This window comes from Endozoicomonas sp. 4G (assembly GCF_023822025.1).
GTDB lineage: Bacteria > Pseudomonadota > Gammaproteobacteria > Pseudomonadales > Endozoicomonadaceae > Endozoicomonas_A.
Genome location: NZ_CP082909.1, coordinates 5,460,510 through 5,471,790 on the forward strand (window position 1 = coordinate 5,460,510; position 11,281 = coordinate 5,471,790).

General features: G+C 47.5%; 12 protein-coding genes. 6 read left to right on the top strand and 6 right to left on the bottom strand.

From position 1 onward, the window contains the following. Positions 1 to 38 precede the first annotated feature (38 nt). Together K7B67_RS21675 and K7B67_RS21680 are read right to left on the bottom strand one after the other, a co-directional pair. Complete coding sequence (locus K7B67_RS21675) at positions 39 to 1,004, bottom strand: phosphate ABC transporter substrate-binding protein PstS family protein (protein WP_252177922.1); 966 nt, start codon at positions 1,002 to 1,004, stop codon at positions 39 to 41. 196 nt (positions 1,005 to 1,200) lie between these two features. Beyond that, on the bottom strand, positions 1,201 to 1,869 hold the full coding sequence (locus tag K7B67_RS21680) for a fumarylacetoacetate hydrolase family protein (RefSeq protein ID WP_252177923.1): 669 nt from the start codon (positions 1,867 to 1,869) through the stop codon (positions 1,201 to 1,203). A 152-nt stretch (positions 1,870 to 2,021) separates the two neighbouring features. Between K7B67_RS21680 and K7B67_RS21685 the strand changes: the two genes are divergently transcribed. Together K7B67_RS21685 and serA are read left to right on the top strand one after the other, a co-directional pair. Next, entirely contained in the window at positions 2,022 to 2,282 is a 261-nt protein-coding gene (locus K7B67_RS21685) for a DUF4404 family protein (protein WP_252177924.1), read from the top strand. Positions 2,283 to 2,469: 187 nt separating this feature from the next. Further along, the gene (gene serA, locus K7B67_RS21690; protein ID WP_252177925.1) at positions 2,470 to 3,699 is read left to right on the top strand and encodes a phosphoglycerate dehydrogenase; all 1,230 of its coding nucleotides are present in this window, start codon (positions 2,470 to 2,472) and stop codon (positions 3,697 to 3,699) included. On the opposite strand, the gene K7B67_RS21695 is transcribed toward serA, so the two are convergent. The 3 genes from K7B67_RS21695 to K7B67_RS21705 form a co-directional block, all read right to left on the bottom strand. After that, positions 3,693 to 3,914 (bottom strand): DUF1778 domain-containing protein, encoded by a 222-nt coding sequence (locus K7B67_RS21695; protein WP_252177926.1) that lies wholly within the window; start codon positions 3,912 to 3,914, stop codon positions 3,693 to 3,695. The genes serA and K7B67_RS21695 overlap by 7 nt on opposite strands. Positions 3,915 to 4,120: 206 nt before the next feature. Further along, on the bottom strand, positions 4,121 to 5,611 hold the full coding sequence (locus tag K7B67_RS21700) for a Fic family protein (protein ID WP_252177927.1): 1,491 nt from the start codon (positions 5,609 to 5,611) through the stop codon (positions 4,121 to 4,123). A 172-nt stretch (positions 5,612 to 5,783) separates the two neighbouring features. Further along, entirely contained in the window at positions 5,784 to 6,155 is a 372-nt protein-coding gene (locus tag K7B67_RS21705; RefSeq protein ID WP_252177928.1) for a NirD/YgiW/YdeI family stress tolerance protein, read from the bottom strand. Positions 6,156 to 6,422: 267 nt separating this feature from the next. On the opposite strand from K7B67_RS21705, the gene K7B67_RS21710 reads away from it, so the two are divergent. From K7B67_RS21710 to K7B67_RS21720, 3 genes are all read left to right on the top strand, one after another. Continuing rightward, positions 6,423 to 6,932: a DUF523 domain-containing protein gene (locus tag K7B67_RS21710; RefSeq protein ID WP_252177929.1), complete on the top strand. Its 510-nt coding sequence runs from the start codon at positions 6,423 to 6,425 to the stop codon at positions 6,930 to 6,932. Positions 6,933 to 7,087: 155 nt separating this feature from the next. Then, on the top strand, positions 7,088 to 7,375 hold the full coding sequence (locus K7B67_RS21715; RefSeq protein ID WP_252177930.1) for a helix-turn-helix transcriptional regulator: 288 nt from the start codon (positions 7,088 to 7,090) through the stop codon (positions 7,373 to 7,375). A 3-nt stretch (positions 7,376 to 7,378) separates the two neighbouring features. Continuing rightward, complete coding sequence (locus K7B67_RS21720; protein ID WP_252177931.1) at positions 7,379 to 8,665, top strand: type II toxin-antitoxin system HipA family toxin; 1,287 nt, start codon at positions 7,379 to 7,381, stop codon at positions 8,663 to 8,665. Between the two features lie 42 nt (positions 8,666 to 8,707). Here the strand turns inward: K7B67_RS21720 and K7B67_RS21725 are convergent, their stop codons facing one another. Beyond that, complete coding sequence (locus tag K7B67_RS21725) at positions 8,708 to 9,817, bottom strand: 2OG-Fe(II) oxygenase (protein WP_252177932.1); 1,110 nt, start codon at positions 9,815 to 9,817, stop codon at positions 8,708 to 8,710. 174 nt (positions 9,818 to 9,991) lie between these two features. On the opposite strand from K7B67_RS21725, the gene K7B67_RS21730 reads away from it, so the two are divergent. Next, on the top strand, positions 9,992 to 11,215 hold the full coding sequence (locus tag K7B67_RS21730) for a hypothetical protein (protein WP_252180629.1): 1,224 nt from the start codon (positions 9,992 to 9,994) through the stop codon (positions 11,213 to 11,215). The last annotated feature ends 66 nt before the right edge of the window (positions 11,216 to 11,281 follow it).

Consider the following 11,281-nt stretch of genomic DNA (forward strand, 5'->3'; position numbering starts at 1 on the left):
CCAGTTGGCCCCGCGTGCATCACTCATCAAGCGGTGGATTACAGCTCGAGTTCAGACCGATACTTTTCAACCACCTTGGCAGGCAAGGGGATGTAGCCATCTTTAACCACCACTTCCTGACCCTGCTGGGACAGCACCAGTTTCAGGAATTCAGCTTCCATGGGAGGCAGTTTCTTGTTGGGCTGCTTGTTAACGTATACATACAGGAAACGAGACAGTGGGTAAGAGTTGTTGACAGCGTTAGTGGGCGTGGCTTCAACAAAGGGCTGACCGGCTTTTCTGGCCAGGGGGACAGTACGTACACTGGACGTCTGGTAGCCAATCCCGGAATAGCCAATGCCATTAACAGAAGCACTGACCGATTGTACGACAGAAGCAGAACCCGGCTGTTCGTTGACGTTGTTACGGAAGTCACCTTTACACAGGGCTTTCTTCTTGAAGTAACCGTAGGTGCCGGATACCGAGTTACGGCCATATAGCTGGATTGAACGGTTTTTCCAGACTCCGTCCAGACCCGCACCGCCCCAAGTGGTGATGTCTTTGTCGCCGCCACACTTGCGGGTGGAAGAGAAAATAGCGTCCACCTGCGCCATGGTCAGCCCCTTGATGGGGTTGTCTTTGTTGACGAAAACCGCCAGAGCATCAATAGCGACCGGAACGGCAGTGGGCTTGTAGCCGTGTTTCTTCTCAAAAGCTTCCAGTTCCTTGTCTTTCATTTTGCGGCTCATGGGGCCGATGTTGGAAGTCCCTTCAGTCAGGGCGGGTGGTGCAGTCGAAGAACCCGCTGCCTGAATCTGTACATTGACATTAGGGTATTCACGTTTGAAATCTTCTGCCCACAGGGTCATCAGATTGGCCAACGTGTCAGAGCCGACACTGGACAGGTTGCCTGATACACCACTGGCTTTCTGGTAAGTGGGGATTTCGGCGTCGATCTGACTGGCAGAAGCCGCCTGTATGCCAGCAGCAAGGGTCATTGTTGTTATTAGGGCTTTAAGTTTCATCCGTGTCTCTCCTGAAGGGATTTTTTGAGCCTCTCTTTAACGGCTGTAGGCACTTTAACGGCTGTAGGCACTTTAACGGCTGTAGGCACTTCTACGACTATAGGCATGTATCTACTGACAAAAACTATAAGGTGAAAATGTGACAGTTATATGACCGACGAAGAAAGCCGTTTATTCGCAATCTGAAGTGATTGTCTTACGGGCAGACACAGGATGTTGTCAGAGTAAACCGGTCAGAAATAGCCAGTTCCAGCTGATCCCCCTGTTTCAAAGGACCGACACCAGCCGGAGTCCCTGTGAGGATAATATCACCGGGTTCCAGTGTGAAATGACGGCTGATATAGCTGATCAGTCCCGGAATGGAAGTCAGCATGTGGGCTGACGTGTCTTTCTGACGAATCTGGCCATTGATTTTAAGGCTGAAGTGAATGTCATCAAAATCAGGCAGGTATTCCTTGGCAATAAAGCCTGAAACAGGGCAGCTGCCGTCAAACGCCTTGGCTATTTCCCAGGGCAGCCCCTTCGCTTTCAGCCGGGATTGAACATCCCGGAGCGTCAGATCCAGTGCCAGCCCTATTGCTTTGATAGCATCAATACTCTCACTCTCACAGGCATTCTGGAGTTGGGTATCTATCAGGATCGCTATTTCTGTTTCATGATGCACTTCACCGCGATCGACGGGGATAGCAAAAGGAGTCTCCAAGGATACCAGGGAGGTTGAAGGCTTGATAAACAACACCGGGTCATCGGGCAGAGGGTTGTTTAATTCCCGGATATGCTCAACATAGTTACGACCGACACAGACAACTTTGCCGGTCGGCAGGTTAATGCGATCGCCACTTAGCCAATGATGCCTGTACTTCATGAGGCTTCCTTTTTGTTGGTTTGTTCTTGTATTGTTATTTTGCTCATAGCTTGATACATCATGAGTATTAATCAGTCGTTTATTCATGCTACAACTATCATTCACAGTACAGACATTCGTTTTCCAGATTAACCGGATCCCAGGAGCACGTCATGTCCGAAGAACTCCAGATCAATATCCAGAACCTGCACGACCTGATTGAAGGGCAACCTGTGGATGATTGTACAGCAGGCGCCCTCAAGCAGATTACCGACGAGCTACAGCTGGCGCTGGCTCAGGCAGAGGGCGACATACCCCTGCAGGACTACAACGAACAGCTTGAGCAGGAAGCCATCAAATTTTCCGAAGACCACCCGGCATTGTCTCAGGCTATCAGACAGATTCTGACTACGTTGTCGAGTATAGGTGTCTGAAACAGAAACGCATCATAACTGCTCTACACTCGAGGTTTAAACCCCGTCGTGGTGATTGGACAAAAAATCCAGAGGTTGCCTCCTTAAGATAAGGCTCTTTTTCTTTTGTGTGCTATTATCCTCAGCCCGACTGGTTGTAAAGCCAGCTACTATACACGGTAGATAATAAGACATCTGAGCCATTGTTATGCCCTCTATTTCCCTGGACAAGAGTAAGATTCGATTCCTCCTTCTGGAGGGCGTTCACCCGTCTGCTGTGGAAGTGCTTGAAGCTTCCGGCTACACCAATATTGATTATGTGTCCAAGTCGTTACCAGATGACGAGCTGAAAAGCCGGATTGCCGAAGCACACTTTGTCGGCATTCGCTCCCGGACCCAGCTGACCGAGGACATCTTTGCCGCAGCCCGGAAGCTGATTGCCGTCGGTTGTTTCTGTATCGGTACCAATCAGGTTGAGCTGGTTGCTGCTACCTCCCGTGGCATTCCAGTCTTCAATGCACCCTATTCCAATACTCGTTCTGTTGCTGAACTGGTATTGGCTGAAGCCATTCTTTTGCTGCGAGGTGTTCCTGAAAAAAATGCGGTTGCTCACCGGGGTGGCTGGCAGAAAAGTGCCGCCAAATCCTACGAAATTCGCGGCAAAAAGCTGGGTATTATCGGTTACGGCAATATCGGCAGCCAGCTGAGTGTTCTGGCTGAATCTATGGGCATGGACGTCTATTACTACGATGTGGTGACTAAACTGTCCATCGGTAATGCCAGCCAGGTAGGCAGTCTCAATGAACTGCTGGCCATGTCGGATGTGGTCAGCCTGCACGTTCCTGAAACACCTGCCACTCAATGGATGTTTGGTAAAGAGCAGTTTGCGGCCATGAAAGAAGGCAGTATTCTGATCAATGCTTCCCGTGGAACCGTTGTCGACATTCAGTCCCTGGCCCGTGCCATTGAAACAGGCAAGTTGCTGGGTGCTGCCATTGATGTTTTCCCGGAAGAACCACGTTCCAACCATGAAGAGTTTGTCAGCCCGCTGCGTGGGCTCGATAATGTGATTCTGACGCCTCATGTAGGCGGCAGCACCCAGGAAGCGCAGGAAAATATCGGTCGTGAAGTCTCTGAGAAGTTTATTATGTACAGTGACAATGGTACAACATTGTCGTCTGTTAATTTCCCCGAAGTGTCACTGCCAGCTCATCCGGACAAGCACCGTATCCTGCATATTCACGAGAATATCCCCGGTGTTCTGGGAGCGATCAACAGGGTCTTTTCCAAAAATAATATCAATATCAGCGGTCAGTTCCTGCAAACTAACGAATCTGTCGGTTATGTGGTGACTGACGTCGATGCTGATCACAGTGAGATTGCGCTGGAGAAGCTGAAAGAAATTGATGGTACTATTCGTTGTCGGATTCTTTACTGAGGTGGGTATGGGTGGATGTTGAGTCCGGCTGTTTTATTGATACCTTTCTCCTCGGCAAATGCCAAGGCATCCAGCAAAGCTATATTTGGAGCTTTTGCTTTTTCGCAGACTTCTGTAAAGCGATCAAAGACATCGTTTTCGACTGTCATGCCTTCATATTCAGAAATAACCTGTGTAGAGTCTTCATCCATTAGGTCTAAACGTGCAGTTGCCATATTTCACCCCTCTGTTTGTACGGATATCTACCGTGTAGATAGAGTTTCGATCTGGGAGTGCCTATAAGCAAGCTGGATGGGTAAATTAAGGATAAAGACTTAGTTGTTCGACGTTCGCTTTCAGCTTGGCAAAAAGCTTTCTGGCTCAAACTGCTCGCTATTTGTCGATCGATAATCTGCTGCCATTGCTGAGAAAGCTCCTCAGGCTACTGCCTGGTATTGATTTTTAGTACTTCGGCAGCCACCAGGTCGATCTGCTTGAAGTCGTGTTCAGTCAGAAACTCGAACTGTTTTCGCTTCCGTTTACTCAACTTGCCTTCGTTGTCGAGAATAATCTTGACCATCAGGCGCAGCTCTTTTGCCGATAGATCAAGCAAATCATCCAGAGCCCGGTAGAGGCGGTCGGCCAGTACCAGCGTGTCTATTTCTTTGGGCAGCAGGTGCGCAGCTACATCGCCAATCACTTCGCAAAGCCATTGGCAATAGTGAGTCAGATCCAGATAGCGGAACAGGTGATCTGTTTCTCCTTCTATAGTGATGTGTCCGGCTTCATCGATGTAGTAATCTGTCTGGGCGCATATGGCTCTGGATAGCAGATCCAGTGTTTGATAATAGTCTTTTTGGCGGTTCAGAATCCCGCCAGACACCGGCAGAATAATCCCCGATTTCAGAATGCCGGACTTCGCCAGAACATCCTGGATCAGGTAACGGCTGATCCGGCCATTGCCATCTATAAAAGGGTGCAGATAGACAAAACTGGCTGAGAGAATCCCGGCTCGCACACTGGCGGGAACGTCTGAGTCGGCCAAGCGTTCTACCATGGTAAACCAGTCATCCATCAGGTCTTCGATGTTTTCCGGGCGTGGTGGTGGCAGGGCCACTCCCTGGGGGCCGGGGCCGCCGATGTAGTTTTGCTCAACCCGATAGTCAGGTTCCTGTTGGTGACCATCTTTAATGATGTTCTGGATTTCAATTAATCGCTCTTTGGTCAGTGGTGTCTGGCCTGCCATTTCCAGTGCCCGGCCGAAACGAATGTATTTATCAGGTGTGATGTTTTCGGATTCAATTTCTGAAGAGGTTCGGGTTTCGTAGGTGGTCAGGAAGCGCGAGGCTCTGGCAAATACTTCTTCGTCGTAATCAGCAAGGGCGCTGTGCAGACATTGTTCCAGGCTGGCATCGGACTCTTTACGCAGAGCATCCGTTTTTTGAACCAGTGGCAGGAATCTTCCATGTCCTGGTAGATTGTTGCGCAGACAGTATCGCCGAATATTAATGGGGTGAGCGGTAAAGTAGCGCTCTTCATCAAGAACCGACTCATATTTAACGGCTTTGCAGTCAGGCAGTGGCAACAAGGTTTCCGTAAGGTACTCATACCAGAACCACAAACGACGGCTCCAGCGGCCACTGGGGCGCTTCTGGATCGTGGACTGAATTTGATCTTTTGCGCCTGTTTGCAGAAAAACCTGTCGGAGATAAGCCGGGTTGGCACCTTCATGCTCTAAAGCAAACAGAAGGTGCCCTGCCAGAGTCTCTTCCGGTCTGGCGGAGTCGGGAAGGTTCTGTTCGAGAATCTCATGCCGTTTTATTTGGTCGGCCCTGGTCCCCAGTAAACCTCCGGTGAAGGAGCGAACAGAGTGGGGTACAACACTCAGCTGGAAATGTTCTTTCAACCATTCGTAGCCAATGGGGACTGGCATAAATCGAGCCTTTTATAGACAGCAAAAACTAAATACTGCCATAAAAAACTAAATTTACCCGAAAAAAATGTCTGAAAACTAAATATGAGAGCGACTATGGCCGTAGCTGAAGGTCGGTGACCGTATTCAGAACCGGATCAAAGATCCGGAATCCACAGGTACTGATCAGCCTTTAGAAGACATACAGAATCTTGTCAGCTTCCACCATAATAGGCTTGTTGGGGTCTCTCATGACCTCCCCTTTAATAATGGTGGGAGAACGAAACAGCAGACCCTTTTTGGGTATGTCGTCATTCTTAATCTGAATCTGGATTTCTCCGGTTTTATCCCGAAACAGGTAAATTGAACATTTCAGCTTCTTAATGATTTGACCGGAAAGCCTTACCAGTTCCTCATCATCTCCGTTCTCGGTCAACTGATCGATATTCTGCTTTTTATAGTCATGAGCTTCCGCGGAGACCGGTGGTGATGGCAGAGGGAGGTAGTTTTCTGAAAAGGCGGGCAAGGACAACAAACAGAGGCCGCTAAAAAAGAGTCCTTTCATGGAATGATCCTTTGGCTGTCTACTCTTGATTAAAACCGCAACGAGCACAACACTCGCTGTTATGGCTAAGGTTCAAGCTACCTTGTCAAACACTTAAAGTTGAAACGCACAAGATAAATTCACCTTTTGATGATTTATCTTGTGTCTAGAGTAATTGATTTTGCGATTGTTGCAATTTTATTTGACTGTTCAGAATAGCCCAACTGGATAACTGCCTGCATCTGGCGTAGGCTTTCGTCTTCCCCACGCAACTTGAGTTCATTAATTGTGCAAAAAATACTGGTGAGCGCCTGCCTGTTGGGTGATCCGGTTCGGTACAATGGAAAGGCCAAAAGAGTGGATCATTTCTGGTTGGGAGTATGGCGAAAAGAAGGTCGTATCGTATCTGTCTGTCCTGAGCTGGAGGGCGGCTTAGCTGTGCCCAGGCTGCCCGCTGAAATAGTGGAAGGTCTGGCAGGCTGTGTCATAGATGGTTCCGCTGAAGTAGAAACGGAGTGCGGCCAGAATGTCACCAAGCCTTTTCTGGCAGGAGCTGAAAAGGCTTATCAGATGTGTCAAAGGTACGACATCAAGGTGGCGATTTTGACCGAGGACAGCCCTTCCTGTGGCAGTACCAGGGTCTACGATGGTTCATTTTCGGGTCGCAAGATTTCAGGTCAGGGTGTGACCTCGGCTTTTCTGGAAAGGCATGGCATCAAAGTGTTCAATCAGTTCCAGTTTGAGGAAGTGCGGGAATATCTGAATCTGCTTGAAAAAAGTGCTTTGAGCATCACCTGATAGGCGTTTCATAGAACAGTTTTATGCCTCTTAAAACAACCTTTAAGTTGTATTTTCTATAATTACATAATATAAGTTGTAAACACTGATAATACATCAATTAACATGTATTTTGTCTACATTACATCTTACAGGTTGTATTTTGGGTGCCTCCAATGAAAACACAGGAAGAGCTGGCAAAAGCTTTGCGGGATTACCGGAAAAGCAAAGGGCTGGGACAAAAGGATATGCTGATGAGAATCGGGATGTCGCAGCAGCAGTATCAACGAGCGGAGTCTGGCAGTGATCTGCGGGTTTCGACGTTATTTCGCATTCTTGAAGGTTTGGATCTGGAATTGAAACTGATACCAAGGCATCTATCTGGAGAGGATGAGCTTATTACGCCCAATGATGAAAACAGACAATCAGCCTGGCAAGGATTTCTTAAAGATTTGGAGGACTGAATCTTGGCTGTATCACAACGCATTCGCTCTGAGTTTACAGAAGCTCTGTCGCTTATTCTCCACGGTCAGCGTATCGGCATTCTGGTTCACTACTCCGGAGGCCGAAACAGGCTGACATTTGATCCTGAGTATCGTCAGCTTTCACCCATCGAGCGCCCGACGTTTACCCTCACTCAGATGTTTCAGGAAGATTATCTGGAAAAGCGACAGAGTCACTCTCAACGCCTGTCGCCAGTTCTTTCTAATTTATTGCCAGAAGGTGCGTTACGCGAATGGCTTTCCAGCACTCTGAAAACTCATACTGAGAATGAATTCCCTCTTCTGGCCTGGACTGGGGAAAACCTGCCGGGGGCATTGGCAGCTCACTCGATCAGCGCTGGACAGATACCTGCCTGGGCCTTGAGCGGAAGAGGGCAGATAGAACCTGTCCAGATAGATGTGAGGGCCACAGATTCAAAATTTTCACTGGCTGGCGTGCAGATGAAGTTTTCCAGTGTGCGTCGGGATGGGCGGTTTAATATCGGCGCACAAATAGGCGCTGACAGCTGGATCATCAAAACCCCCTCAACGGTACACAGAAATGTACCGGAGAACGAATTTTCTGCCATGAAACTCGCTGAGAGTATAGGGGTTCACATTCCGGACATTCAGCTTATACCTTTGGAAAAGCTCGACAATCTGCCAGATATTGTTCTGCCGAACGAGTCTATGGCTTTTGGTATTCGCCGGTTTGACCGCAGTGGCAACAAGAACGAAAAAATACGCATTCATGCAGAAGACTTTGCCCAGATCTTTGAGCTGTATGCCCATAAAAAATATCATCATGCCAACTATGAGCAAATAGGCCGTATCATTTACCAGTTTGGTCAGAACGGTCTGGCGGATTTGCAGCAGATGACAAGACGACTGTTGGCGAATATCTTACTGGCCAATGGTGACGCTCATTTAAAAAACTGGAGCATGATTTATCCTGATCGAATCCACCCGCAGCTGTCGCCCGCCTATGACATCGTTACTACTCTGCCTTATGTCAGAGGTGAGACAGGCTCTGCGCTGAACATGGGTAAGGAGAAAGTCTGGAAAAACATCACTATGGACACTTTCCGGTACTGGTCTACTCGAATAGGTGCTCCCTGGCCTGCCATAAAAGTTCATCTTGATGATGCGCTGGAAACAGCCAGGGCTCACTGGCCGACGCTGATCCGGGAGTTGCCGATGATGGATGCTCATAAAGTTGTACTCAGGGAACACTTGGCAGGACTTTCTCCAGACATGCGTATTGAGCTTTAACAAGCTTTTACTGCTTCACATTTGACCCACCACTGGCAAAGGTTAGCGAGACTGATAAGGCTCAACCCCATCGCCCAGAAAGCGATTGTTTTCTTCACGTATTTTGGCTGCCGCATCATCGTAAAGAAATGGCAGGGTGACATAGCGGGTGCCGTTTGTTACCGGCGTCGCTGCATGCATAAGAGAACAGGAAAAGACAATAGCACCGCCCGTGGGGGGCTTATAGCGACGGTTGCCGTATTCTGGAAACCACAATTCACCACCCTCGTATTCTTCACTGTTAAGGTTGATGCTGATAGCAAATCGTCGGTGTGCGGTGCCTTTTGTAGTGTTATCCCTGTGTTCTTTGAAGAAGCCTGCATCACTACTGCCGTAGCAGGCAACGATGAAGCGTTCAATACGTGTCGCCTGAAACTGAAAGGCTTTGGCTATTTCGGGAGTAAGGCGGGTTTTTATTCGATGTTTCAGTGCCGCCTGCAGGATTTCATCATCAATACTGATGTCGGTTCGACGTTTGATAGTGTTATCCTGCAGCTCCATTGTTTTACCCCCAATGGTTCGCATAAAGCCCGATGGCTCCGGCTGCCCTTTCTGATAATAACGAATAAGGGTTTCGCAAAAGTCGGTTTCAAGCACCCTGGGTACCAGTAAAACCGGGGCCCATGGCTCTATCTCTGGCGATGCATGGTAGACAGGGTCAGGCAAGCTCTGCATGGTTTTTATAAAAATATGAGGTTCATCAATGTTGCCTCTGGCATAGACACGAAGCGTTGGGTCAAGAATTAGCCAGTAAGGATAGAACATTTCTTGCTGTTCGGAGTGTTTGCCCAAGGCACCGTATCGTCTGGCAACAGTGCCCCCTTCATCATAAAAAATGCGCTGTTTTGGGAAGGCTGCCTGCGCCTGAGGGTTATGCAGATCTTTTTGATTCAAGGTGACTGCGAAACGGACGCTTTTGTTATCACGAGTGATTACGTTTGCTTGAGTGATTTCTTCCAGGAACTTGATAACCGGTTTTGCTGAGCAGTCTCCGAGAAAGACCAGTCCGACAAAACGTCCACCGAGGCTGGAAAATGCAAATCGAGGGTTATTGGTTGTATGAGCGTGAAACCAAGGGGCCGGTTCTCCCCATAAGGGTGGCTTATTGTTCATTTATATAGGTTCTATTTTATTGAGCGTTTTTTAACTTAAACTTTACTAATTATCGACCATGTTCTGTTAAAAAATATTAAAATACCGAACCTTCATGCTCTCGAAGTTCTGCTACTCTCTTATCAGGTTTCAATGTGGGTGTTTTCAACCTTGGGAAAGCACGGTGTGACTACTATGTCTTCAGGAAAGATGTCTTCAGGTAAGTTAGCCAGTATTCTGGTAATTTTGTGCTCAGTGGCAATGGCGGACTATAGTTCTGGTTCGGAAAAGAAAACAGCAGTAGTCGATGCGGGCAGTACCGGTTCAAGGCTCCATATCTATGAATATTCCTCAGACCCTGCCAACGGAATGCCTGTTATTAGGGAAAAAACGTTAAGCAAAATAAAAGGAGGTGTTCATGAGGAAAAGGTAGATAGTCTGGATGGATATCTTCAGAGGCTATTTGCTTCAGCCAGCAAAGAAAATATTAATGATATTTACTTTTATTCAACCGCTGGAATGCGACAAATAGGGCCGGAGAAAAGAGCAGCCCTGAATGATGAAGTTAGAAAACGGTTAAAAGAAAAGTTTCCTTCAGCCACCATCGAAGTGGCGACAATAACAGGTAGAAAAGAAGGGCTGTATGCCTGGCTGGCGTTGAATTATGACAACTCGCGCATAAAACTACAGGGAGACACAATCGGTATTCTTGAACTGGGCGGTGCTTCTACACAGATTGCTTATGAGGTGGATAAGGATGAGGATTTTATCGTTAAGATAAACAGCAAGACTTACAAGCTTAATGCAGAAAGTTTTTTGGGTTTAGGGCTTGATCATGCAATAAGCCAGTATTTGAACCGGGCATCATGTTTTCCTGTAGATTACACCTTGCCAGACGGCAGAAACGGAACCGGTGATTTTGTTACCTGCACTGAGAAAATAAAGCCCTTGATTACAAGAGTACAAGAAATCAACAACTATATTGGCTTTCGCCCTCCCCGAAATACGCACAGTTTTCTTGCTATTGCAGGGTTTGACTATACGGCAACAGAGTTGGGTATTAGCAAGAACTTTTCTATTAAAGATCTGGATGAGCAGGGTATGGCATTTTGCAACAGTGCCTGGGATGAGCTGAAGAGTGGAAAAACCTCTTATCCGGTCAATCCTTTCCTATGGCATTATTGTTTCGATGCAGCTTATGAAAAAGACTTGTTAACCTTTGGGTATCGGTTAGATGCCATAGATATTCCTATTAATACGGCTTCAAGTATTGATTATAAATCCGATTGGCCATTAGGCGTTTTGTTTAACTCTTTTGTCACTCCAGTTAACACGGCGGAACAAGAGTATCATACTGGATTCTTAAAATTAGATAATTGTATGCACAGTGGTTCAGCTTCTTCCATGTCGCTTTTTTAGGCTTTGTGGCACATGCCTTGGTACGTCAATGTAAAGTTGTCAAAACTGTTCAGGTTATTAGTTAAA

What these genes read in the sequence shown, in the direction of transcription:
- K7B67_RS21675 (WP_252177922.1), bottom strand. Translation starts at nt 1,004, where the DNA reads ATGAAACTTAAAGCCCTAATAACAACAATGACCCTTGCTGCTGGCATA.
- K7B67_RS21680 (WP_252177923.1), bottom strand. Translation starts at nt 1,869, where the DNA reads ATGAAGTACAGGCATCATTGGCTAAGTGGCGATCGCATTAACCTGCCG.
- K7B67_RS21685 (WP_252177924.1), top strand. Translation starts at nt 2,022, where the DNA reads ATGTCCGAAGAACTCCAGATCAATATCCAGAACCTGCACGACCTGATT.
- serA (WP_252177925.1), top strand. Translation starts at nt 2,470, where the DNA reads ATGCCCTCTATTTCCCTGGACAAGAGTAAGATTCGATTCCTCCTTCTG.
- K7B67_RS21695 (WP_252177926.1), bottom strand. Translation starts at nt 3,914, where the DNA reads ATGGCAACTGCACGTTTAGACCTAATGGATGAAGACTCTACACAGGTT.
- K7B67_RS21700 (WP_252177927.1), bottom strand. Translation starts at nt 5,611, where the DNA reads ATGCCAGTCCCCATTGGCTACGAATGGTTGAAAGAACATTTCCAGCTG.
- K7B67_RS21705 (WP_252177928.1), bottom strand. Translation starts at nt 6,155, where the DNA reads ATGAAAGGACTCTTTTTTAGCGGCCTCTGTTTGTTGTCCTTGCCCGCC.
- K7B67_RS21715 (WP_252177930.1), top strand. Translation starts at nt 7,088, where the DNA reads ATGAAAACACAGGAAGAGCTGGCAAAAGCTTTGCGGGATTACCGGAAA.
- K7B67_RS21725 (WP_252177932.1), bottom strand. Translation starts at nt 9,817, where the DNA reads ATGAACAATAAGCCACCCTTATGGGGAGAACCGGCCCCTTGGTTTCAC.
- K7B67_RS21730 (WP_252180629.1), top strand. Translation starts at nt 9,992, where the DNA reads ATGTCTTCAGGAAAGATGTCTTCAGGTAAGTTAGCCAGTATTCTGGTA.